The sequence below is a fragment of the Streptomyces sp. NPDC088733 genome, from assembly GCF_044751185.1.
Taxonomy (GTDB): domain Bacteria; phylum Actinomycetota; class Actinomycetes; order Streptomycetales; family Streptomycetaceae; genus Actinacidiphila.
The window spans coordinates 202118-225619 of sequence record NZ_JBIVLH010000004.1 but is presented as its reverse complement, the minus strand read 5'-3'; the positions used below and the strand labels follow the sequence as shown (position 1 = coordinate 225619).

21 protein-coding genes and 3 pseudogenes are annotated in these 23502 nt (G+C 71.2%); 16 read left to right on the top strand and 8 right to left on the bottom strand.

Annotated elements, in window-relative coordinates; translation table 11 throughout:
- Positions 1 to 13: 13 nt before the first annotated feature.
- The 3 genes from ACIP64_RS09870 to ACIP64_RS09860 form a co-directional block, all read right to left on the bottom strand.
- Complete coding sequence (locus ACIP64_RS09870; protein WP_401583510.1) at positions 14 to 406, bottom strand: hypothetical protein; 393 nt, start codon at positions 404 to 406, stop codon at positions 14 to 16.
- Positions 407 to 562: 156 nt separating this feature from the next.
- A complete protein-coding gene (locus tag ACIP64_RS09865) occupies positions 563 to 946 on the bottom strand; it encodes a hypothetical protein (protein ID WP_401583508.1) in 384 nt (127 codons plus the stop codon).
- 44 nt (positions 947 to 990) lie between these two features.
- On the bottom strand, positions 991 to 1476 hold the full coding sequence (locus ACIP64_RS09860; RefSeq protein ID WP_401583506.1) for a DUF6188 family protein: 486 nt from the start codon (positions 1474 to 1476) through the stop codon (positions 991 to 993).
- Positions 1477 to 1644: 168 nt separating this feature from the next.
- Between ACIP64_RS09860 and ACIP64_RS09855 the strand changes: the two genes are divergently transcribed.
- Positions 1645 to 1896: a hypothetical protein gene (locus ACIP64_RS09855; RefSeq protein WP_401583504.1), complete on the top strand. Its 252-nt coding sequence runs from the start codon at positions 1645 to 1647 to the stop codon at positions 1894 to 1896.
- A 118-nt stretch (positions 1897 to 2014) separates the two neighbouring features.
- Positions 2015 to 2239, top strand: a complete 225-nt coding sequence (locus tag ACIP64_RS09850) for a hypothetical protein (protein WP_389244354.1) — start codon at positions 2015 to 2017, stop codon at positions 2237 to 2239.
- A gap of 422 nt (positions 2240 to 2661) precedes the next feature.
- On the opposite strand, the gene ACIP64_RS09845 is transcribed toward ACIP64_RS09850, so the two are convergent.
- From ACIP64_RS09845 to ACIP64_RS09830, 4 genes and pseudogenes are all read right to left on the bottom strand, one after another.
- Entirely contained in the window at positions 2662 to 3885 is a 1224-nt protein-coding gene (locus tag ACIP64_RS09845) for an amidohydrolase family protein (RefSeq protein WP_401583502.1), read from the bottom strand.
- Positions 3886 to 3914: 29 nt separating this feature from the next.
- Positions 3915 to 4071: pseudogene (locus tag ACIP64_RS09840) on the bottom strand (IS5/IS1182 family transposase); the annotation flags it as partial.
- 74 nt (positions 4072 to 4145) lie between these two features.
- Positions 4146 to 4571: pseudogene (locus ACIP64_RS09835) on the bottom strand (non-ribosomal peptide synthetase); the annotation flags it as partial.
- Between the two features lie 292 nt (positions 4572 to 4863).
- A pseudogene (locus ACIP64_RS09830) lies at positions 4864 to 5006 on the bottom strand (transposase); the annotation flags it as partial.
- Positions 5007 to 5420: 414 nt separating this feature from the next.
- Here ACIP64_RS09830 and ACIP64_RS09825 point away from each other — a divergent pair.
- The 11 genes from ACIP64_RS09825 to ACIP64_RS09775 all read left to right on the top strand — a co-directional run bounded on the left by ACIP64_RS09825 (position 5421) and on the right by ACIP64_RS09775 (position 18388).
- On the top strand, positions 5421 to 8789 hold the full coding sequence (locus ACIP64_RS09825) for an amino acid adenylation domain-containing protein (RefSeq protein ID WP_401583501.1): 3369 nt from the start codon (positions 5421 to 5423) through the stop codon (positions 8787 to 8789).
- Between the two features lie 256 nt (positions 8790 to 9045).
- Positions 9046 to 10119, top strand: a complete 1074-nt coding sequence (locus tag ACIP64_RS09820; protein ID WP_401583499.1) for an FkbO/Hyg5 family chorismatase — start codon at positions 9046 to 9048, stop codon at positions 10117 to 10119.
- A gap of 147 nt (positions 10120 to 10266) precedes the next feature.
- Entirely contained in the window at positions 10267 to 10623 is a 357-nt protein-coding gene (locus tag ACIP64_RS09815; RefSeq protein ID WP_401583497.1) for a 5-carboxymethyl-2-hydroxymuconate Delta-isomerase, read from the top strand.
- A 112-nt stretch (positions 10624 to 10735) separates the two neighbouring features.
- On the top strand, positions 10736 to 11248 hold the full coding sequence (locus ACIP64_RS09810) for a DinB family protein (protein WP_401583495.1): 513 nt from the start codon (positions 10736 to 10738) through the stop codon (positions 11246 to 11248).
- A 494-nt stretch (positions 11249 to 11742) separates the two neighbouring features.
- The gene (locus ACIP64_RS09805; RefSeq protein WP_401583493.1) at positions 11743 to 12330 is read left to right on the top strand and encodes a hypothetical protein; all 588 of its coding nucleotides are present in this window, start codon (positions 11743 to 11745) and stop codon (positions 12328 to 12330) included.
- A gap of 95 nt (positions 12331 to 12425) precedes the next feature.
- Positions 12426 to 13775 carry a hypothetical protein gene (locus ACIP64_RS09800; RefSeq protein WP_401583491.1) on the top strand — a complete coding sequence of 450 codons (1350 nt, stop codon included), beginning with the start codon at positions 12426 to 12428 and terminating at the stop codon, positions 13773 to 13775.
- Positions 13776 to 13845: 70 nt separating this feature from the next.
- Positions 13846 to 15108, top strand: coding sequence for an AAA family ATPase (locus ACIP64_RS09795; RefSeq protein ID WP_401583490.1), 1263 nt, complete (start codon positions 13846 to 13848; stop codon positions 15106 to 15108).
- Positions 15105 to 16382, top strand: coding sequence for a VWA-like domain-containing protein (locus ACIP64_RS09790; RefSeq protein ID WP_401583488.1), 1278 nt, complete (start codon positions 15105 to 15107; stop codon positions 16380 to 16382). The genes ACIP64_RS09795 and ACIP64_RS09790 overlap by 4 nt, the downstream gene beginning before the upstream one ends.
- 205 nt (positions 16383 to 16587) lie before the next feature.
- On the top strand, positions 16588 to 17013 hold the full coding sequence (locus ACIP64_RS09785) for an OsmC family peroxiredoxin (protein ID WP_401583486.1): 426 nt from the start codon (positions 16588 to 16590) through the stop codon (positions 17011 to 17013).
- A 95-nt stretch (positions 17014 to 17108) separates the two neighbouring features.
- Positions 17109 to 17792 (top strand): hemerythrin domain-containing protein, encoded by a 684-nt coding sequence (locus ACIP64_RS09780; RefSeq protein ID WP_401583484.1) that lies wholly within the window; start codon positions 17109 to 17111, stop codon positions 17790 to 17792.
- Positions 17789 to 18388, top strand: coding sequence for a TetR/AcrR family transcriptional regulator (locus ACIP64_RS09775; RefSeq protein ID WP_401583482.1), 600 nt, complete (start codon positions 17789 to 17791; stop codon positions 18386 to 18388). Before ACIP64_RS09780 ends, ACIP64_RS09775 begins: the two co-directional genes overlap by 4 nt.
- A gap of 508 nt (positions 18389 to 18896) precedes the next feature.
- Here the strand turns inward: ACIP64_RS09775 and ACIP64_RS09770 are convergent.
- A complete protein-coding gene (locus ACIP64_RS09770) occupies positions 18897 to 20633 on the bottom strand; it encodes an MFS transporter (protein ID WP_401583480.1) in 1737 nt (578 codons plus the stop codon).
- A gap of 462 nt (positions 20634 to 21095) precedes the next feature.
- Between ACIP64_RS09770 and ACIP64_RS09765 the strand changes: the two genes are divergently transcribed.
- The 3 genes from ACIP64_RS09765 (at position 21096) to ACIP64_RS09755 (ending at position 23499) form a co-directional block, all read left to right on the top strand.
- Positions 21096 to 22064 carry an SDR family NAD(P)-dependent oxidoreductase gene (locus ACIP64_RS09765; protein ID WP_401583479.1) on the top strand — a complete coding sequence of 323 codons (969 nt, stop codon included), beginning with the start codon at positions 21096 to 21098 and terminating at the stop codon, positions 22062 to 22064.
- A 192-nt stretch (positions 22065 to 22256) separates the two neighbouring features.
- Positions 22257 to 22829, top strand: a complete 573-nt coding sequence (locus ACIP64_RS09760; RefSeq protein ID WP_401583477.1) for a TetR/AcrR family transcriptional regulator — start codon at positions 22257 to 22259, stop codon at positions 22827 to 22829.
- A 298-nt stretch (positions 22830 to 23127) separates the two neighbouring features.
- Positions 23128 to 23499: a ClpX C4-type zinc finger protein gene (locus ACIP64_RS09755; protein ID WP_401583475.1), complete on the top strand. Its 372-nt coding sequence runs from the start codon at positions 23128 to 23130 to the stop codon at positions 23497 to 23499.
- The last annotated feature ends 3 nt before the right edge of the window (positions 23500 to 23502 follow it).

Below are 23502 nucleotides of genomic sequence, written 5' to 3'. Positions count from 1 at the left end.
GGCACTGTCCTGCTCACCGCTGGGTCCAGCCGGCCGAACCGACCAACGTCTCGAAGCCTGAGCTGTCGCAGTAGGACACCGCACGCGACTCAGCCCCGACGTCGCCGCCCACCGCATTGACGGTGTCGTCGAGGACGGAGGTGCCACCGTGCTCAAGGCCGTGCCGGGCAAGCCTTTTCGAGGCGTCGATGGCTGCCTGACCCGCGGATTCGGTGTCTTCGAACTTGGGCGAGCGGACATCGAGTCCGCCACCGGTGTCGACGTCCGCGTCATCCGCCGCGGCCGCGTGCTTCGCGTTCTGCCAGGAGCCCAATTTGCCGCAGTAATCCTGCTGCCACTCCTTGGCCTGCGCCGGCTCGCTCGACGAACAACCGCTCATCAGGACAGCGACAACGGCAACGGCCACTACTCGCCCGACTGTTCGTGCAGACCCACCCTTGTGCCGCATGGGCACTCCCTCCCCGAAGCTGCCGACACGGATTATGGATCACAACAGCGTCACCTTGCACAACACACCCACTCCGGCGAACCTGTTCGGCCACAGTACGACTGTCGGTGTGTCTCACAGGAAGAGCAGGGGGACGTGCTTGTCGACGCAGACCCGTAGGACGGTCGCCAGCCGGCGGGCGTCCTCGACGTGCCGGTGGAGGAGCGGGTCGTCGCCGCCCTGTGCCCACTGATCGACGATGACCTCCAGACGGGGCAGGATCGCCGCGCAGTCGGCGGGCGAGAGGTCGTCACCGCTGTCGTCCGGATGATCGAGGAGCGACTTCAGCACGGTGGTCACCTCGCTCCACGGCCGTTCGCCGCCGAACCCCCACATCGCGGAGAGGGCGAACCCCTCGGCCTGGGCCAGGCGTTGTCGGAAGGCGGCAAAACCGCTGTAGGACCAGGGGACATCAGGACTGCTCGTGTCCCCGTCGCCCGGAAAAAATACCAGCCCCATGCGCCCTCCCTGGCCCCGCGTTGAGCTGTCCTGTCTCGTTGAAGTCAGTCGTCCGCGTGCCGCGACTGGGACTCGCTCACTCCTGAGCCGGACCAGACGGCGAGGTCGCCTCCAGGCAGTGATGCGAAGCACCATCCTGAGGGACCCGTGACCTGCCACGCTTCGAAGGACGGATCGGACGAGCAGGTGAGGTGGTGGCCGGTGTCGAAAACGAGACGCAGGGTGCCGGTCTTGAACGCGACCGCCGACAGGACCTTCGCTCCGAAGAGCGCGAGGGACGCTGCGACGTCCTGCGATTCCGGGTTCAGGAGCACGGACGGGTTGGCGTGGGCCGTCCCGTGCGAGAGCTTGACGGGGGCTTCCATCGCGACTTCCCAGCCGGAGTCGAGGGCCAGCACGAGCCGGACGTCCACGCTGATTTTGGTGACGCTCATGCCGCGGAGGTTCAGGATCCACCGGTCCTGATGTTCGACGGGACTCTCTTCAGTGCTCACTCCTGCACAGTGGCTGAATCGACGGCCGAGAGCCATGGGATTTCCAGTGCCAGGGCGGCATGACGCGAACTGTGCAGTCCCGCAGCGGACGCCGACGAAGCCCGTGCACCGCGTCCACGTACGACAATCCGATGCACGCCCCCGCGTGAACCGCCCCAGCCGGCCGACCTGTTCGCCGCCTTCGACATCGCCGATGGCACCGTCATGCCGGCACTGCACCGCCGCCGGGCGATCGAGTTCAAGAAGTTCCTGATCCGGGTCGACAAGGAGTACCCGCCGGGCTCGAGGTGCACCTCGTCTGCGACAACCACGCCACCCACAACACCGCTGGACGCGTCGCGCGGCGCCCTGGAGATCCTGCTGCCCCGCGAGCATGACGCCGCTCGGAACACCGTCTCCTACCGCTGCTCCGAGGGCCGCAGAGTTGTCCTCGCAGCCGACAGACCCGCATCGTGAACGCCCACCGAATCGACCCGTGCGGCCGGTACATGATCCGCATTCTTGACGTGTCCATTGTGACGGTGTGAGGATGCCGGTGATCCAGTCGTAGCAACGAGCTCTTCGTGGAGGGGACATGAACAAGCGCAGGGGCGCCTCGGTCGCCGTGGCCGTGGCCGCGACGCTCACCGGGATGCTGGCGCTCGCCGCCCCGGCGAACGCGAGCGTGCCGTACAAGGTGTATTCGACGAGCGAGGCCTGCAAGACGGCCGGCAAGAAGTTCGTCGACTCCGGCCAGGCCTACCAGTACACGTGCACGTGGGACAGCCCGGGCTTCCTCCTGACGCTCTGGCTTCCCTGACGTCGGCGGAACACCCGAGAACGGGCGGGCGGCGCCGGGCAGGACTCCTGTCCGGCGCCGCTGTCGTGCCGGGGAGACCCGCGCGACACCGACGACCGTGGTCCCAGGCCGGTTCACCGAAGGGCACACCGACACGGTGCAGGTGCTTCCGGAAAACGGTGCGGCGGACCAACTGGACCCCACGGCGACCTCCGCCGCGGGGTCACCACCCAACGCGGCAACCGGCGCTGAGCACTCCTCGACGAGCGTGGCCGGCGACCTCGCGCAACCCGCATCGGCGGAGGCTGTCGGCCGTCCGAGAACTGGAGCGCCGACAGCCCGGACTGCGGAAGTCTTCGATGTGCCGTGGGGACGGAACGGCCGGGCGAGATCACCCGAGGACGGGCTCTGGACGAATCTGCGTGGGTGTGGACCATCTGCGCTCAGTGTGAGGCAGGGCCCTGGTGCCGGCGTTGCGGATCGACTCGGGTGCCGCGGGAATAGACCGCCGCAATCCGGTGCAGGGCGGAGGGATCGCTGATCGGATCGCCCTGTACGACAACGACATCGGCGTCGTACCCCGGCTTCAGCTTGCCCTTGCGGTGGCCAAGACCGCAGACACCGGCGGCGACCGACGTCATACTCCGCAGGATGGCCATCCGGTCCATTCCGTATGCGGCCAGCCGATCCTGCGCGTACGGGAGCACATCGTGCGGTTTGTACGGGCCGATCCCCGCGTCCGTGCCCGCGACGATCACCGCTCCCGCCGCGTGCAGGGCCGCGAAGTTGGCTATGATTTCAGGCATTCTCCGGGATACGGCCGCGGGCACCACCGAGCCGGTTCCGGGTAGCGCTCCGGCGGTGGCGCCGAGCGCGACGCGCTGGGAGACGATCCGCTCGACGAGTTCACGCCCCGGCGCGACGACTCCTTCGGCCGACCAGAAACCGGCGTGTTCCACACCATCCGCCCCGGCCTCGATCGCGTCGAGTGCAGCGTCGTAACCGTGCGCGTGCGCGGTCACGGGGATCCCGTGCCGGTGCGCCTCCATGACAGCAGCACGCAGGGCTTCCCGGGCGAACTGTGATTGCTCCGGGGTGCTGGCCGTCGTCATCGTGCCGCCGCTGGCCATGATCTTGACGATGTCGACACCACGTTCTACATGGGTACGCACCGCGACCCGGAGTTCGGCGGGGCTGGGCCCGACCTCACCGCCGAGGAAATGACAGTGCCCGGCCACGGTGGTCAGCGGCGGCCCGGCCGCCACGATGGTCGGGAGGTCCGTCGCGCCTCGCAGGGCCAGTGACAGGAAGTTTCGGTCGCCGAGGTCGCGCACGGTCGTGATGCCGGCGCGCAATGCTGTCGCGGCCGCGACGCGCATCGCGGCCACGACAGCATCGTCGTCGCGATCGGCGAGTGACTTCACCGGGTCGGGGCCCGCGTCGAAGGCGAGGTGCACGTGGGGATCGATCAGACCGGGAATGAGGGTGGCGCCCGGAAAGTCCACGACGGTCTCTCCAAGCCGCAGATCCGCGGCACGGCCGATTCCGACTACTGTCGTTCCTTTGAGGATCACGACGGGGTCGTCCCACGGCAGGACCGTTTCGCCGTCGAACAGCCGTGACGCCCGCAGCACCGTGGTGCCGTGATGTGCGGTTTCGTTCACCATAGACATTTACTCGACCTTAACTAATCGTTTCAGAATGCCGCCCGAAGCCGTCGGAGACAGGTGATGCTGCAGGCAAGTCGGAGGAGACCTTGATGGAAGTCGGCGGTACTCGTCGAAGTCGTAGCCCCGGTCGGCATACAGGCGCCGGGGTTTGCGGCGGGGGCGGCCCCGCAGACCTCGGATGGGTGTGGAGGCACCTCGGACATGTGGGGGAGAGACGCTCGCGCCCGCAGCCCCGCCCGATCCGGCTTCCCGCTGCCGGTCAGGGGCACTTCGTCGAGCAGTGGACAGTGCCCGGGCACATGGGCGGGCGGCAGGAGCAAGGCCAGGTGTGCGCGGAGGACGGCGGAGAGTTCGCGGGGCGAGGTGCCGGCCCCCACCCGGATCCATGCCACTGGTTCGGCGTCCTCCACGACCCGGACCGCCACCACAGCGGCGTTGCCGACCAATGGGTGGGAACGCAGGTGGTGTTCGACCTCCTGCGGCTCAATGCGCCGCCCCCGGATCTTCACCTGGTCGTCGGTTCGTCCCGGGTACTCCAACTGCCCCTCGATCAGACGTACCCGGTCACCGGTCCGGTGGAGCCGGTCCACGGACGATCCGGGTGGCGCGGCCACGAACGCGTGGGCGGTCCGCTCGGGATCGTTGAGGTAGCCGAGCGCAAGGGGAGCGCCCCCGATGTACATTTCGCCGTCGTCGTCACCGACGGGGAAGGGTCCGCCGTCCGAGTCGGCAACGCGAAGTACGCAGTTAGGGACGTCCGTCGACCTGCTACCTCGGCTGTGCCCGGGTTCGGTTGGGGCCGCACGTGTGCTCCACTTGCTTGTAGCTGATTTCAGCGCGAAACCTATAGAGGTCGCGAAGCACAACACAAGAGCCTTTAATGACATGCTAACTCGTCCGTTGCGTTCGGAACGGAATGTGCAGGCCGTCACACGTCTTGGCCAACCGGACCGGATGGGCCGATTTGTGGGTATTCAGCACGGTCTTTGAACGGGTGCCGTTGGGCGGGAAATGCCGCTGTTCCCGTCCGTCACATCGTGCTTGTCATAGCCGACGTGATCGGTGATCTCGCCCTCCAGGGCCGACTCCAGCACCCGCCTGGTCAACTGCTGCAACAGCTCGCTCGATGACCGGCTCCTCCACGGCCTCGTGCTCGGTGATGGTCTCGCTCATCAGGCATCTCCTTGATCATCGGATCCGCCGCCCATTGGACACTCTCGTGAGTCCCGACCTGCTGGGTCATCGCGAGCGGGGTGGGGTCCGACCCACGGGCCTGGTCAAGTAGTCCCGGATCCCTTGCCCGCCTGCGCTGGTGATCCTGACCGGTGTGCCTGGTCCGGTTGCCGGAACTTGGCGCCCGTTAGTTCTCCGTATGAATGCCGAAGCCGGGCTATCCCGTCGCGCACAGGTACTGCTGAACTTGGTGCCGAGACGGTCCACGCCGAAAAGAAACCACGTCAGGTCGGCTTCCGGCGCCACCAGTCCGGCCGGCGAACTGGACCATCCCTGCCCCAATTCTCGAAGAGAACGCAATGACGACTGTCTATGATCTTGTGGCCGCCCAGGCCGAACGTGTTCCCACCGCCACAGCGGTCATCGCAGGCGAACGCCGGACCAGCTATCAGGAGTTGACGGCCCTGGCCGCCCGATTCGCGCAGGGCCTGGCCGAGCCCGCGGGGAACCTGATCGGTGTCTGTCTCCCCCGCGATGAGCGGATGGTCGCGGGGATTCTCGCGGTGTGGCGGGCAGGGTGCGGTTACGTCCCGCTCGACCCGCAACTGCCGTTGTCCCGCCGGAAGGAAATGGTCCAGCAGGCGGCGATCCGGTACGTGCTGACCACCCGCGAGCTGGCCCCCACCTGCGCGGCGACCGGTGCCCAGCCCGTCATCGTCGAGGACCTGAACGACAGCGGCGGCGCCCCTGTCCCAGCGGACGGTCTCGCGTACGTCCTGTTCACGTCCGGCTCCACCGGCGCACCCAAGGGTGTGGCGGTCGAGCACTCCTCTGTGGTCGCCTTCCTGCGGTGGGTGGAAAGCACGAGCGATCCCGTGCATCTGCGAGCGGGACTGGCCACTGCATCGCTCAGCTTCGACGCATCGGTCCACCAGATCTTCGGGCCGTTGAGCACCGGTGGTTCCGTAGTCCTGGCCGACGACATCCTTGCCCTGCCGACGCTGCCGGCCCGCGACGAGGTCACGATGATCGGCGCGCCGCCTTCCGCGATCGCCGCCCTGCTGGAACAGCCACTGCCCAGCGGGGTGCGCCGCGTGAACCTCGGCGGCGAGGCGGCCACTCGCTCGCTGGTCGACCGTCTGTACGCACAGCCGGGAGTGGAGACCGTCGTCAACGTGTACGGGCCGACCGAGTGCACCGTCTTCTGCGCCACACACGTCATCGGCCGGGCGGAGAACGGGAACCCGCCCATCGGACAGCCCGTCGCCGGCAGCGAGCTGACCGTCCGCGACACCGATCAGCGGGTGGTCGACGACGGGACACCTGGCGAGCTGTGGGTGGCAGGACCACTCGTCGCCCGCGGCTATCTCGGCGCGCCGGAGCTGACTGCCGAGCGATTCGTCGAGGACCCCGCCTCCTTGGGTGCGCGGCGCTACCGCACCGGCGACCTCGTCCGCCGCGTCGACGGTGTCCTGCACTACCTCGGCCGCCTGGACGACCAGGTCAAGGTGCGCGGCTTCCGGGTGGAGTTCGGCGAGGTCGAGTCCGCGCTGGCCGCGCACCCGGGCGTGCGCAACGCCGTGGCCACCGCCCCGGCGGACCCCCAGGGCGTCCGCACGCTGCACGCCTATGTGGAGGCGCCGGCGGGGGCCGCGCCGGTCACCGAGGCCGAGCTTCACGATCACCTGCGCGGCAGGCTGCCCGACTACATGGTCCCCGCTCGCATCATGGTGCTGGAGAACCTGCCCCTGAGCTCGAGCGGCAAGGCGGACCGGGCAGCGCTGCCTCCCATCCCCGCCACCGGCGGCACCGGTGGCGGCGACGGTGAGCAGCCGCACGGCGCGGTCGAGGAGCAGGTGGCCGCCATCATCGCGGACGTGCTGGGCCTGCCCCGGGTGGGCCGGTCGGAGCGGTTCGACGTCCTGGGTGGCCATTCGCTGGCCGCCGCCCGGGTGGTCGCCCGCGTCCGTGCGGAACTGGGCACCGCGGTCCAGCCCGGAGCGTTCCTGACCGAGCCGACCGTGGCGGGCCTGGCGCGCCGGCTGGCTGATGCCGGGACGGCCCTGCCGCCACCGGTGCGGCATTTCGGCGCCGCGAGTGTGCCGTTGACCGACATGCAGCGCCAGCTGTGGATGACTCGCCAGGTCAGCGGCTTTCCCGGCGCCACCGCAGAAGCGTTCGCGATCGGCATCACCGGCCGGGTCGACTCGGCCGCCCTGACCGCCGCCCTGAATGCTCTCGTCGTCCGACACGAGGCGCTGCGCACGGTGGTGCGGGCGAACGGGACGGAGGTGACGGGCGAGGTTCGCCCGCCGGCCGGGGTCCCGTTCACCGAGTACGACGCGCAGGCCATGAGCGACGAGGAGATCCACTCCGTCCTCGACGAGACAGCCCGGCAGCCTTTCGCGCTCGACGTCGACGTGCCGCTGCTGCGCGCCGCCTTGGTCCGGACCGCGGAGGACACGGCCACCCTGGTCATCGCGGTGGACCATGTGGCCTTCGACGGCTGGTCCGCCGGCATCCTTCTGCAGGAACTGGCCACGCACCTCGCCGGGTCCGGGCAGTCGATGGCGGAACCAGCCGTGCAGTTGAGTGACGTGGCCCGCTGGGAACAAACGTTGTTCGCCGCGAACACCACCGCCGATCGGGAGTTCTGGACGAAGGAACTGGCCGGCGCGCGGCCACCGTACGAGGTGTCCCGCCGTGCCCGGGGCGGTGCTCTGAGCTGCCGGGGAAAGCGCCTGAGCCGTCCACTCGCACCGGAGACGGTCGACGCGGTGCGCAAGCTGGGTTCACTCAGTGGGCTGAGCCCCTTCGCGGTGTACTTGGCGGCGTTGGACGTGCTGCTCGCCAGGTGGACCGGTACCCGTGACGTTCTCGTCGGGGTGCCGGCGGCGCGACGCGATGTGGTGGAACTCGACCACGTGGTCGGTCCGTTGATCGCGACCCTGCCCGTCCGGGTGCGGTGGGAAGCCGAGCAGAGCTTCCGGACGGTGGTGGCAGAGGCGGCGCTGGCGCGCAACCGCTCACTGACGCACCGCGATCTGCCGTCCGCGGCACTGTCGGACGCAGCCGACGCCGCGGGCGTGGTGCGGCCACCGGGAGTACCGCTGACCCCGGTGGTCCTGTCGGTGCGCCCGTCCGGGTTGCCGGTACGCCTGCGGTCAGGTGCCGCAGAGCTCCACGTGCTCGGCGAGCGGGACTCCGGCGCGGCTCCCAACGAAGCCACCTTCCTGGTCAACGACACGGTCGCCGGGACCGAGGTGCAGCTGTGCTACGACGTGGAGCGCTTCGATCAGGCGACCGCCTCGGCGTTGCTCGATGGATTCTTCCAGGTCCTCACCGAGGGCAGCGCCCATCCCGACCGTGTCTGCTCGGCGTTCGCGGTGCCCGTTCCGCCATCGCATGAGCCGGATGCGCTCCCCGGGGCGCAGCGCGAGCCGGCGGGGCGCAAGCGGGTGGAGCCCGCGACCGTGGTGGAGGAGTTTCTGGCGGCAACGTGGGAACAGGTGCTCGGAGTGCAGGGGGTGGCCGCTTCCGACTCCTTCTTCGAGTGCGGGGGCAGCTCGATGACCGCGATCCGGGTGACCCGGGAGATCTTCGACGCGTTGGGCGTCGACGTCTCCGTCCGCACCGTGTTCGAGTTTCCGGTGCTGGTCGATCTGGCCGCGGTGGTCGAGCAGCGGGCACTCGCCGTGCTGGCGAGCGAGGAGGGAGTCGCGCCCTGAGCGCGGCCACCGGCACAGGCATCGCATGGCCGAGGACGCAGGCAAGTCGGGCTTGCTGCGACCCGTCCTGAGCGCCGTTCCACTGGTTTGTGCTGGTCGAATTCGTCGGACCGGAACCCGATTCAGATGCGCCCTGCTGCGCCTCGCGGCGGGCGCCGCCGTCATTGGATCAAGCTTTGGAGATACGTTGAATCACTCACAACTTCGGAACCGTGTGCGGGGGCTGCGGTCCGATCTGGTCCCGAGCATTGCCGGTGTGGCCGACGCGACGGGCGGCAGTGTGCTGGGGCGGATCATCTTCGCCGACAGACCGGCCGCGCCCACCTTGGCCGATGGGATCCCCTGCCTGACCACCCACATGGCGAACGGGAGTGGCGCTCCGATCGAGGAGGTCTGGAAGACCGACCGGCCCGCGCGCTCCGGCACGTCGGGGGACGCCGTCTATTCCGAGGACGGCGAGTACCTGTTCTACGCCGTACGCCTCGGGCCGCAGCCGGTGTACCGGGAGCGGGTGCGCGAATTGTACGATGACGCCCTGCGGTTCATGTGGGAAAGCGGCTACACCCACCTGGTACGCATGTGGAACCTGATCGGCGACATCACCGGCCCGAACGCGGAAGGTGTCGAGATCTACCGCGACTTCTGCGTCGGCCGGGCCGAAGCATTCGCTGCTTGGGCCGAACAGTTCCCGCAGTTGCCGGCCGCCACCGGAATCGGCACGCTCAGTCCCGGCATCGACCTCTGTGTCCTCGCCGCGAAACAGGGCCGGACCGTCCACCTGGAAAATCCGCGGCAGACCCCGGCCTACCAGTACCCGTCACGGTACGGACCGAAGTCTCCGAGCTTCGCCCGAGCGACGTTCCTGCGGGGGCAGCAGACGGGGAGCGTGTTCGTGTCGGGCACGGCCAGCATCCTGGGTGAGGACACCGTGCACGCGGACGACGTCACACGGCAGACCCTCGAGACCCTCTGCAACATCGACGCACTCGTCGGTCGCGACAATCTGCACCGGCACGGCGTGGAAGGCCACGGTTACGCCGCGCGGGATCTCGACCAGGTCAAGGTCTACGTCCGCGATCCCGAGCACCTTGCCACCGTTCGCGACATCTGCGCGCAGGTGTTCCGCGCCGACTCCGAGATCGCCTACTTCAACGTCGACGTGTGCCGGCCCGACCTGCTCGTGGAGATCGAGGGGGTGTGCCGGCAGCGCCCGGCCAGTTCGGACCCGGATGCGCGAGTCGCCGCTGAGCTGATGGCGGATGTCGATGGTGTCGGGATATCGGGTCGGGAGCCGGGCAGCTCCGAATCGGTCGGGAATGTCGGCGAGTAGGCCGTGGCCGGAGCAGGGTGAGGTGGGCGGCGCGGTGACCGCGGCAGGCTCGACCACTGCGTCCGAGCTGAGCGACTCGGACGAGTTCGACCCGCGATCACACCGCCGCGCTATTGGTGGGTCTTTTGATTACGGGAAGGTGTAGGCATGCCACAGATCACGGTCCAGTACCCGGAAGCCCTGGCGGCGGGTTTCGACAGGAGAGGGTTCGCCTTGGCCACGCACGCTGCGGCCTCCGACCTGATCAGTAGCGCGCTGGGGGGATTCAAGACCCGGTTCCTCGTCCTCGACGAGACTGTTGTCGGCGACGGAAGCCCCCACCACCACATGGTTCACGCAATCGTCGACATCCTGCCAGGCCGTCCCGAGGAGCTGAAGGAACGCTTGGGAAAACTGATACTGGGCCTGCTCAAGGAGCACCTCACGATCCCCAGCGCATACTCCGTCCAAGTAACCACTGAGATTCGGGAACTGCAGGGCTATCATCAGCTCCTTCTCCCCTGATCTCGGTCATGGGCGGGACTGTGTGCGCCAGGGTCCCAGAGGTCATCAGGATTCAACGGCGGATAAGCGAGACAGTCGTTTTCCTTCATTCCGAGGGGCGAGATTAGATATTATGGATACCATGCTGCACTGTACTGAATGTAATTACGAGTACGATCTGGCGTTGGCCGATAAAGTGTCGGTGCTGACCCACCACTATGTCTCCGAATATGTGGAACTGTTGCGCGCCGACCCTGTCGTACTCCGACGACGCGCCGCACCTCAGCTCTGGAGTCCCCTCGAGTACGCCTGTCACATGCGCGATGTGCTGTTCGTCCAGCGAGAACGGCTGCTTGCCGCGCGACGCAGCGACTCGCCGGTCACCGAGCCGATGGGGCGGGACGAGCGGGTCGAACACGACGGATACATTCAGCAGGAACCGGCCGATGTCGCTCGTCAACTGAACGACGCGGCCCTGCTGTTCACCCACGGACTCGACCAGCTCGGACCCGCGGACTGGGAACGCACTCTGAGCGTCCCCTACCCCGAGACGGCCGTGCGATCCCTGCGTTGGTTCGCAGTGCACACGCTGCACGAGTTGCGGCATCATCAACTCGATATGCGCCGCCAGCTGGAACACGCGTAGGCGGCTCCATCCTGTCATCGCCGGGGCATGTTCGTGGTGCGGGTGTCGGCGTGAAGGGCCTGCTCGGACTGGCCCTTGGGGCGTCGGATCGGAATGTGTATGCCGATGCCGATGCCGGCGCCGCGCGTCGCGGGCCAGGCAGTGCACACAGCCCCGCTCCCGGAACCAGCGCAGGACCAGCACGGCCTGACGGGACGGACTCAGCGTACGAGATCTCCGCGGAGTGCCCAACCGCCGTCGGTGCGCGTCCGGCAACCGGGAAAGTTGATCCACGACATGGCGCGGAACGTCGAGCGTGGCAACATGGGTAACCAACGTAAAGCCTCTGGTGGTTCGGACAAGATCTTGTGGTGAGACCTTGTCCTGCCAGGGGCTTTTCGTCTGCCGCCGACCAGGATGGATTTGTCCGATCCGCCCGCAGGCGAGCTGTTGGCAACGTTTCGCGAAGATCATTTCACGCTGCCGTGCGACGGCCGGGTGGCTATGGTCCTGCCATGAGGATCATGGCGGTCGGCCTCGGGGCCGGTGCGGGATTCGGGGCCGCCACTTCACTCGTCAACGCGCTGTCCTCCCCGTACTCGGACATCGGCGCGCCGATCACCGGCACCGTGTGGGCCGACGCCGCCAAGGTGCTCAGCCTGCTGATGGACGCGGGCTGGGCGTGGGCCGCACTGGCCGTGCTGGTGGGTGCGATGGCCCGAACGCCGCTCCAGGGCACGCTGGTTGGGGCGGTGTCCCTGGTCGCCGCCACGGGTGCGTACTACGCGACGGACTCCCTCGTCGCGGACGCGGGCGGTGGTTTGGTGGTCTGGTGCGTGGCGGCGCTGCTGTTCGGATCGGTCCTGGGGGCAGTGGGCGCGAGCACAAGGCGACGCGGAGTGGCCGGACTGGCGGCCGCCTTGACCGTGCCGGTGGGCGCCGCCCTGCAGATGGTGGTGCTGCCGCCCGGGCCGGCACTCCTCCCCTTGAGCCCACCCGCGGTCCTCGCCCAGACCATCGTCTGGGTGGCCGCCGCGCTCGGTGCCGCCTGGGCCCTCCACCGCTACTGGACCGAACGGCGGCCGGGGCGGCCGGCCGAATAGGTGTGGCAGAGCCGGAAACCGAGCGCTATGCTCCCCGCGATGACGACCTTCCCTCTCAACAGATCGGGGGTCCCGTCCGCGCAAGGTGAGTGCTGATGCTCACTCAGAACGCGTACGGGGATTCCCGTCTTTCGCTGTGGCTGCGCGTACGCGAGTACGCCGTGCCGCCGTCCATGATCGAGGCCGCGACCGCCCGCCGCCGCGCGGGGGACTGGGCCGGCGCGTGCGCCGCCGCGGGCTTCGACGTCGATCTCGATCTGCGCGCGCTGGCCCGCACGCACGGCGGGCTTCTCGCGGCCCGGGTCCGCGCGGATCTGCGCCATCTGGCTCCCGACCTGCTGCGCTGGCACATGCCGAGGATCGCCCCCGACGGCCTGTTGCGGCCGGGGCTGACGATCCCCCTGGCCCGGTACCAGGACGGCGAGCGGTCCCTGCACCTCGTGGTGCGGACGCCTCCGGCCTGGGCGGATGCCGGTCAGCGCATCAGCCTCGCGCTGTGGGAAGCAGGTCAGGCCGCGGCGGGTGCCCACCCCCACCCCCGTCCGCACCGCCGGTTCCGGCTCGACCTGCACCGGCACCTGTGGGACGCCCGCAGGGCCGACGAGTTGCGGATCCGGTCGGGAGCGGACCGGCCGCCCGCCGGCGACCGGTCCCCTGACCCCCGGTGTGCCGTCGGCCGATGGCCCGCGGAGGCCGAGCTCGTGCTCCGGGCCGAGGGCCGGCGAAGCGGCGCCGTTCTCGTCAGACCTGGCGCGCGGGACCCGCTGCTCGTGGACCTGACCGCGACCGGGGACGGTTCCGGTCCGCCCACCGTACGCATTTCGTCGCTTCGTGCGGAGGACCGGGCCTCCCGGCTGCCGGTGCTGCCCGACGCGGCGACCTGGGTGCTGCCCGACCTGGAGCTGCTGCGCGCCGGGGCCGTCACGGCGGACCGGCTGCACCCGCTGGTCGCCGCCGCTCTCGTGCCGGGGCACGTGCCGCCGGACTCCCGCCGGGCCCCCGGCACGGCGGGGGATCCGCGGTTGGTGGAGTGCCGCGGCGCCCGGCACCGGATCGGTCAGGTCGACGGGATCCTCGTCCCGCTGGACCACGGCCCGGACGAGATCCGCAGGGAGGAACTGCTGGCCGCGCTGACCGGCACCCCGCTTCCCTGTCTCCAGGCGATCGACGAGGTGCACCGCCGTCCGGACTGCCTCCCCGGCGTCCGTGAGCGCCTGGACCACGGCGACACCGCCGGGGCGCTCGCGGTCGTCGAGGGCCTGCTCGGTCCCGAAGCCGTGCTCCGAGACGGCCCGTTGCGGGACGAACTCCAGGCGGCCGCGGAGCGGCGGATCGTCCACGGGCTCTTCCGGGCGGGTCTGGCCGAGCCCAGGTCCCGCCGTGTCCCGGACCGGGGCGGGTCCCGCGACCGCCGCTCCCGCCCCCGGTCCGCGACCTTCCGCTGACCCGGGTCCGCGAACCGCGTCCCTCCCGTCCATCTGCCGTTCCTCCCTCACGAATCCCAGGTGATGCCTCATGCCCACAACTGCCCCACTGCCCACGGCCGGAATGCCACTCGACCCCGACCGCACCTCCCGACTCGACGTCGCCGGCGCCCTGCTGGGCCTGTTGCGCGACACGACCACGGAACCGCGCCCCGATCCGCAACTGGAGGCCCTGACCCTGGCGGTGGCCGCCGACCTGCCCGTGCTGCTCTGGGGCGAACCGGGCATCGGCAAGAGCGCGGCCCTGACGCAACTCGCCGCCGCCCTCGACCTCCCCCTGACCACGGTCATCGCCAGCGTCCACGAGCCGTCCGACTTCTCCGGCCTGCCCGTCGTCGGGGACGATCCGGCCGAGCAGGGCGTCCCGATGGCCCCGCCGGACTGGGCCGTGCGGCTGGTGCGGGCGGGCCGGGGCCTGCTGTTCCTCGACGAGTTGTCCACCGCCCCGCCCGCCGTCCAGGCGGCGCTGCTCCGCCTCGTGCTGGAGCGGCGGATCGGCGCGCTCCGACTCCCGCCCGGGGTACGGATCGTGGCCGCCGCCAATCCGCGGTCCTCGGCGGCGGACGGCTGGGAGCTGAGCCCGCCGCTGGCCAACCGGTTCGTGCACCTCAAGTGGACCCACGACCACGAGGTCGTCGTGCGCGGCCTCGGCGGGACCTGGCCGAGGGCCACGCTGCCGACGCTCGACCCGCGGCGGTTGCCGGAGGCGGTGGCCTTCGCGCGCCGCGCGGTCTGCGGACTGCTGGCCGCCCGGCCCGCCCTCGTGCACCAGCTGCCCGCCAACGAGACGCGCCGCGGCGGCGCCTGGCCCTCGCCCCGCAGCTGGGAGATGACCCTGCGCCTCATCGCCTTCGCCACCGCGGCCGGTTCCTCCCGTGACGTGCTGTCCCTGCTGGTGAGAGGAACGGTGGGGGACGGGCCGGGGCTGGAACTGCTGGCCAGCACGGACCGGATGGACCTCCCCGACCCTGAGGACCTGCTCGCCGACCCCGCGGGCGCCGTCCTGCCCGAACGCGGGGATCTGCGGCAGGCCGTGCTCGACGGCGTGGTGCAGGCCGTGCGCGCGAGACCGGACAAGTCCCGTTGGGACGCGGCGTGGGCGCTGCTGGTGCGGGCGGTGGAGACCGGGGCGCCGGACCTGGTCGTCGTCCCCGCGACCACTCTCGCCACACTGCGCCGCCAGGACTGGGACGTACCGGCCTCCATCGAGCGGCTCGCCGGAACGGTGGCCCTGTCCCGCCGGGCCGACCGGGCCGCGGCCCGCGTCGCGGCCGCCGCGAAGGCCGGCCGGTGACCGCGTACGACGCGCCGGCTCCCGCGCCCGGCACCCCCGGCGCGCTGGACCGCGACAAGCTCTTCGCCGCCCGGCTGCACGCCGCCCGTGCCCGCCCGTACCTGGCGACGGCGCTGTTCGCCCTGCGCACGGTGGAGTCGCCGCGGACGCCCACGATGGCGGTCGACCGGCACTGGCGGTGCTATGTCTCGCCCGCGTTCGTCGACCGGACACCGGTGGAGGAATTGGCCGGCGTCTGGGTGCACGAGGTCTCCCACCTGCTGCGCGACCACCACGGGCGCAGCGACCGCCTGGCGAAGGAGCGCGGCCTGACCGGCCCCGGCGACCGGTTGCGGATGAACATCGCCGCCGACTGCGAGATCAACGACGACGTGTACGGCGACGGGCTGGTGCGGCCCGCGGACGCCGTCGTGCCCGGGACGCTGGGACTGCCCGAGGACCAGCTGATGGAGGAGTACGTGAGCCGGTTCCGGCTCGGGCCGCACACCCAGGGCATGGTCTGGCTGGACTGCGGCAGCGGCGCCGACGGCCTCGACCGCGGCTGGGACCTGGGACCGGAGGGCGCGGACGGCCTCAGCGAACAGGAGCGGGACGCGGTGCGGTTCCGCGTGGCGCAGGGCATCAGGGGCCGGCCGGGGACGGCTTCCGAGCAATGGGAGCGCTGGGCGGAGCAGGCCTTCCATGCTCCGCAGCCGTGGCGGGAGTTGCTGGGCGCCGCGGTCCGCTCGGCGGCCTCCGGCTCCGGCGCGGGGGAGGACTACTCGTACGGCCGGCCGTCCCGCCGCTCCGCCGGCGTGCCCGGAGTCGTCCTGCCGAGCCTGCGGCGCAGACCGCCGCGGGTGTCCGTGGTCATCGACACCTCCGCCTCGGTCAGCGACGCCGAACTCGGCAGTGCCCTCCTCGAAGTCGCCGCCATCTGCCAGGCCGTAGGGGGCCGCCGCGACATGGTCACCGTCGTGCCGTGCGACGCGTCGGCCCCCGTCGCGCACCAACTGTGCCGTGCCGAAGGGATTCCGCTGCTGGGGGGTGGGGGTACGGACCTGCGGGCCGGCTTCGCCGCGGCGCTGCGGGCCCGGCCCCGTCCGGACGTCGTCGTTGTCCTGACGGACGGTCAGACGCCGTGGCCGCGGGCGCGCCCGGCGTGCCGCACGGTGGTCGGCCTGTTCACCCGGTGGTCGTCGTCCGTGCCGTCCTACGACGACGGCGACGACGGCGAATCCGTCTACGTCCCCGACGCGCCCCCGGACTGGGCGCGTGTGGTGGAGATCGGTTGACCCGGCGGGGTCGGGACTTCTCCCCATGCAGGCCGGCGCGCGGCGGCTGTACCGCTGCCGCCGGCCCGCACAAAATGCGGAATCCTCCCGATGGCCAGGGGACTCCGTCCTGACAGCATCGTCCCGCGAACAAGATCGGTGGCCCCATGGCAGGTCCCCTACCGGGCCGTGCCACCGGGCCGTGGCAGCATGCGGAAGGGGCGTCGTGGCAACCGTGCGGAGCGCTCACAGCGTCCGGGACGGCGACCTGCCGGAGGGCAGCGGAGTCGTCACCCTCGACTCCTCGGACAGGGGCACGCGGCCGGTGCCCCGGCCCTCGCGCGCGAACGAGGCCAACGGCCGCACCAGCCCCGAGGAGCTGATCACCGCCGCGCACTCCAGCCGCTTCTCGATGGCCCTCTCCCACGGTCTGTCCGGCGCCGGGACGCCCCCCACCCGGCTGGTGACCTCCGCCGACGTGACGTTCGTGCCGGGCACGGGCATCACGGGCGTCCACCTGACCGTCGAGGGCCGCGTCGACGGCATGGACGACGACGCGTTCGTGGCCGCGGCCGAGGACGCCGAGAAGAACTGCCCCGTGAGCCAGGCCCTCGCGGGCACGACGATCACGCTGTCGGCCACGCTCGCCTGACACACGGACGCGATCGAGGACAGGACCCCGGAGGCGGCTCGCGCCTTCCGGCGGCAACGAAGCATTCACAAGGTGAGAACGAGGTTCGGGTGACGGTGGACCAGGCAGCGAACGGGAACATGGCCGATGTGCGGGACATGTACATGGCCCACACCATGATGCGGCGCGAGTTCCGGCTGCTCCCGCAGCTGGTGCGGGACGTGCCGGCGGGCGACACGCGGCGTGCCGAAGTCGTCGCGGCCCACGCCGACACGGTGTGCCGGATCCTGCACCTCCACCACGAGGGCGAGGACGAGGTCCTGTGGCCGCGCCTCCTGGAGCGCGGTGGCGAGGGGACCGCGGCGATCGTGCCCACGATGGAGGAGCAGCACCACGGGATCGACGAGGCACTCGGCGACGCCACGGAACTCCTCGCGGGCTGGCGTTCCACGGCTCGGGGCGGCGACGAGCTCGCCGCCGCCTTCGAGCGGCTGCTCAGCGCGCTGCTGGAGCACATGGCCCTGGAGGAGAAGGAGATCCTGCCCCTGGCGGAGCGGCACATCACCGCCGCCGAGTGGATGCTCCTCGCGGAGCACGGGCTGGAGAAGACGCCGAAGAAGGTCCTGGTGCTCGCCTTCGGCATGATGGCGTACGAGGGCGAGCCGGAGGTCGTCAAGGCGGCGCTCTCGCACGCCCCCTTCGTCGCCCGCATGATCATGCCGATCGTCGGCCCCCGGGCCTACGCCGCGCACGCCAGGCGCGTGCACGGCACGCCGACCCCGCCCCGCGTGGGCGGGTGAGCACGGTCCCGGACCCGCAGGTCGCGACCGGACCCCTGAGGGAACGGGCGGACGCCGCGCGCAACCGCGCCGCGATCCTCGAGGCGGCCGCCGGGCTGTTCGCCGAACACGGTGCGGACGGTGTGTCCATGGACCAGGTGGCGATGGCAGCGGGGGTCGGCAAGGGCACGGTCTTCCGCCGCTTCGGCGACAGGGCGGGACTGGCCGCGGCCCTGCTGGCCGAACGGGAGCGGGACCTGCGCGAAGCCGTCACGCACGGGCCGCCCCCGCTCGGGCCAGGGGCCCCGGCCGGCGACCGCCTCACCGCGTTCCTCGACGCCTACCTCGACCACGTGATGCGGCACCTCGATGTGGCGCGCCTGCGCGAGACCGCGGCCGCGGGCACGGGCACGCGCCGCGGGGCGGAGCCGTACCGCTTCTGGCACGGCCACCTGGTGACCCTGCTCGACGGCGCGGCCGATCCGGAGGCCGCGGCCCACGCGCTGCTCGCCAATCTGTCCGCCGCGCAGGTGACCGCCGTGCTCGCAGAAGTGGGCGAGGACCGGATGCGCAGCTGCCTGACCCGCCTGGCCCGGGCGGCGCTGCGCCCCCTGTGACGCCGAAGCCGGGCGCGCCGTCCGCGGCGAACAATCAGCGCGGGCGGTTCCGGGGCGCCCGCGATCCGCGGCAGCCGTGCGCGGACCCGCTCCACGGCCCCGCTGCCGGCGGCGAGGGGAGCCGGCCGATGCAGCCGGGGCCCGCGGTGCCGCTCGGCCTGGGTGGATCCACTCCAGGACCAGGGTGTGCCGGTCGGCCGCCCGCACCTCGGCGCGGCCGGCGGTCGCAGTCCCGCCGCCTCCGCGGCGAAGAGGCCGTCCGGGGCGCTGCCGGGCGTCTTGGCGAAGACCACGTCGCGGCCCAGCAGAGTCGCCGCCCTAGGGCCGAGGCCGCCGGGCCGGTTCACGGCGCTGGGGCGGCCGGGGGCGTTCCGGCGGGCGACGGCAGGGTGAAGTCGGCCGATGAAGCCGGGCCCGCGGCGCCCCCATGAAGCGGCCCGCAGGCCGTGCGGAGCGGCCGGGTGCCCCGTGGCACACCGGCCGCCTTCGCCTCACGTCCGGGTTCGGATCAGGCGGTGACCGTCTCGCCGGGCAGCGACAGGTCCAGGTCGACCAGCCGGTCGTGGCCCGGGTGGGTCGCCGAGGAGGCCAGCGGGCCGTGCCCCACGGCGCGCGCGGCGAGGACGTAGTGGCCCTCGGCCGGGACGGTGAGGGTGTACGTGCCGTCGTCGCCCGATATCGTCGCGCCCGCCTGGCGGCCGCGGCGGTCGATGAGCGTCACCTTGGCGCGGGCGACGGGCGCGCCGCCCGCGGCCAGCACCCGGCCGCGGAAGCCCCGCAGGACCGCACCGGCGTTCGCCAGGTTGGCCTCCTCCTGGCTGCTGACCCGCAGCTGGAGCGTGGCCGCCCGCCGCCCCGGCAGGCCCAGGGCGAGGAGCACGCCGACGCCGACCGCGGCGGTGGCGATGAGGAACGACACGCGGAAGCCGTGCATGGTCGGGAGGGCGACGCCGTTCACGTGGTCCGCGGTGTTGGCGAGCACCATGCCGATCACGGCACTCGACACCGAGGTGCCGATCGACCGCATCAGGGTGTTGAGCCCGTTGGCGGCGCCCGTCTCGGAGGCCGGGACGGCGCCGACGATCAGTGCGGGCAGGGACGAGTACGCCAGGCCGATGCCGGCACCCAGGACGACCGCGGTGATCACGGTCTGCCAGGCGGAGTCCATCAGCCCGAGGCCGCCGCCGTAGCCGAGCGCGATGATCAGCATGCCCATGATGAGGGTGACCTTCGGCCCGAAGCGGGCCGAGAGCCGGGCGTAGACGGGGGCCGTCAGCATCATCGTCAGGCCCAGCGGGGCGACGCACAGGCCCGCGACGACCATCGACTGGCCGAGACCGTAGCCGGTGGCGGCCGGCAGCTGGAGCAGCTGGGGGAGGACCAGCGAGACCACGTAGAAGCTGACGCCGACCATGATCGAGGCCAGGTTGGTGAGGAGCACTTCGCGGCGCGCGGTGGTGCGCAGGTCGACCAGCGGTGCCTTCACCCGCAGCTCCATCAGGCCCCACAGCAGCAGGATGACGACGGCCGCGCCGAACAGGCCGAGCGTGGTGCCGGAGGACCAGCCCCAGTCGCTGCCCTTGGTGATCGGCAGCAGGAGCAGCACCAGGCCGGCGGTCAGGCCGATCGCGCCGGGCAGGTCGAAGGAGCCCTTCGCGCGCATCGGGGACTCGGGCACGGCGACCAGGGTGAGCGCGATCGCGATCACACCCAGGCCCGCGGCGGCGTAGAACAGGGCGTGCCAGTCGCTGTGCTGCGCGATCAGGGCCGCGCCGGGCAGCGCGAGGCCGCCGCCGACACCGATCGAGGAACTCATCAGGGCCATCGCGGAGCCGAGCCGCTCGCGCGGCAGCATGTCGCGCATCAGGCCGATGCCGAGCGGGATCGCGCCCATGGCGAAGCCCTGCAGGGTGCGGCCCACGATCATCGTGAGCAGCTCGCTGGTGACGGCGCTGATGACGGCGCCGACCACCATGATCGCGAGGCTGGTGATCAGCAGCCGGCGCTTGCCGTAGAGGTCGCCGAGGCGGCCCATGATCGGGGTGGCCACGGCACCGGAGAGCAGGGTCGAGGTCAGGACCCAGGTGGCGTTGCTCGGGGCGGTGTCCAGCAGTTGCGGCAGGTCCTTGATGACGGGGACGAGCAGCGTCTGCATGACCGCGACAACGATGCCTGCGAAGGCGAGAACGGGGACGACGGCCGCGGTGGTTCTCCGCGTGGGCTGGTCGGTCGTCGTGTGGGTCATTGAGTGGGGCCTCCGGGCCGGGAAGAGGACATGGCGTCGGTGGTTACACCACCACCCCGTGCAAACCCGTATGTCGAGGCAACTATTCCGGGCACGCCGGACGAAAATGCGCCCGGGCGGACCGGCGGTGTCCTGGGGGTGTCCTGGGGTCCGCCGGGGGTCCGCCGGAGACGTCGTGCCAGGGGCCGGCGCGCTGTCGGCCCCCGCCACCGTGCCGTGGCGGGGGCCGACCTGTGGCGTGAGGGCTGTGGCGGGTTCCGTACCACGGCCGCCGCGCGTTCTCAGCCTGCCCCGGGCCCCTGGGGGCCGCGCGCGGGGCGCGGCCTCCCCGGTGACGGGCTGCGCCCGCCGGACATGCATCCAACCGGATGGTTGTTTTCTGGCACCACGGCGGGCTATGGTTCCAACCAACCGGATGGATTTAAATTCGTCCGGCGCTCACCGCAACCCCTTGGAGTCCCCGTGTCCCCTGCGTCGTCCCCCCGCATTCCCTTCGGAGCCCACTCGACGGCCGCGGAGGTCGTCCACGGCGTGGACCTGACCGGCAGGCGCGCCCTCGTCACCGGCGGCGCGTCCGGTATCGGGCTGGAAACCGCGCTGGCCCTCGCCGGGGCCGGGGCGGAGGTGATCCTGGCCGTACGCGATCCCGAAAGCGGGGAACACGCCGCCGACCGGGTCCGGCAGGAGACCGGCAGCCGGAACGTCCATGTCGCCGAGGTGGACCTGGCCGACCCCGCGGGCGCCCGGGCCGTGGGCGAGAGCTGGAGCGGCCCGCTGCACATCCTCGTCAACAACGCCGGCATCATGGCGCTGCCCGAGCTCAGCCGCACCGAGCAGGGCTGGGAGAGGCAGTACGCGGTCAACGTCCTCGGCCACGCCGCCCTCACGCTGGGGCTGTACGACGCCCTGCGCGCGGCGGGCGGCGCACGCGTGGTCACGGTCAGCTCCTCCGCGCACCTCATGGCCCCCGTCGACTTCGACGACATCCACTTCACCCGCCGCCCCTACGAGGCGTGGACGGCCTACGGGCAGTCCAAGTCCGCCGCCATCCTGTTCACCGTCGCCCTGGCCCGACGCTGGGCGGCCGACGGCATCACCGCCAACGCGCTGCACCCCGGCGGCATCATGACCAACCTCCAGCGCCACCTCAGCGACGAGCAGCTCCGCTTCGTCGGCGCGACCGACGAGGCCGGCCGGAAGCTCCAGGTGCCGCCGGGCTGGAAGACGCCGCAGCAGGGTGCCGCCACCTCCGTGCTGCTCGCCGCCTCGCCGCTCGTGGACGGCGTCACCGGCCGCTACTTCGAGGACTGCCAGGTGGCCGCGCCTCAGCCCGACCCCGCGCCGGGCAGGAGCGGCATCGCCGCTTGGGCGGCCGACGAGAGCGCCGCCGACCGTCTGTGGGGCGACATCACGAAGGAACTGGGCTTCTGAGCCGCGACCGGGGCGGCGCCCGGCCCCGGACCGGCACCTCAGGAACCGGGCGCCGCGCCGGCGGAGTTCGGTCGCGGCCGCGCGCACCGGGGAGGACCGCCCGTCGGGGCGGCACCTGATCCGGAGCCGGATTCCCGCGCCGCGCGAAAGGCCCGTCTCTTTGTCCGGGCGCGGATATTTTAGGCTGTCCCCATGGTCTACGACTCTGCCGCTACGCGCGCCCGCCTCATCGAGGCCGCATACGGCGAATTCGTCGCGCACGGTCTCGCCGGTGCGCGGGTGGACCGGATCGCCAAGGCCGCACCGGCCAACAAGCAGGCGATCTACGCCTACTTCGGTTCCAAGGACGAACTCTTCGACGCCGTGCTCGAAGCCCGGTTGCGCGTGCTGGCCGACGTCGTCCCGTTCACCCCCGACGACCTCGCCGGGTACGCCGGTGCGCTGTTCGACGCCTTCACCGACGACCCCGGCCTGATCCGGCTGACCCAGTGGAAGGCGCTGGAGCGGCCGGAAGCGTCGGCTGCGGAACGCGACAACCACCTGGCCAAGGCGCAGGCCGTCGCCGACGCACGGGGCGCGGGCCTCGAAGCGGGCATGGACGCGCTGATGATCGCCCTGTCCGCCGCGCAGTCCTGGCTCTTCACGCCGCCCGGGATCAGGAACCCGCCCGGGGACGACGAGGCCGCCCGGCGCGACCGCCACCGCGCCGCCGTTGTCGCCGCCGTGGCCGCGATGACCGACCGGCTGCTGCCGCACTCCGGCTGACCGGGCCCCGCACGACTGGCCGCCGTCCGGATCGTCTCCGTCCACGGGGCGCTCGCACAGGCCAATGCCGAGCGCACGGCCCACGGGGAGCCGGCCGACGCGCGTGACGAGGGTGCGCTCGCCGATGCGGAGCACGCGTTCGCGCTGCTGGAGAACGGGCTGCGACAGCTGTCCGCGGGGACGGGAAGTCGAACCTGTCTGACCCACCCACCCTTTGACGGATCATCATGTCTGACATCTTGTCAGGAGCACCCTGACGGCCTAGAGTTCACGCACGTCCACAGTCTGGAGGCGCGTCATGACCGTGTCCGAGACCCTGCCGGAACTCACCCACTGCTCCTTCTGCGGCAAGTCGGCCGCCGAGATCGACAAGCTGGTCGCCGGGCCCGGTGTGTACATCTGCAACGAGTGCGTGGCCCTGTCCGCCTCGATCGTCGACGGGAGCCTCGGCACCCCTTCGGGTCCGGCCGTGCCCATCTGGGAGTCGATGACGGACGAGGAGATGCTCGGTCACATCCCGCGCGTGGCGGGGCACATCGACCGGGCCGAGGCCGACCTTCGCTCGTGGGTGCAGGAACTGCGCCGGCGCGGCGTCACGTGGCACAGGATCGGGGGCACTCTCGGGATCACCCGCCAGTCCGCGTGGGAGCGGTTCTCCGGAGAGGAATGATCC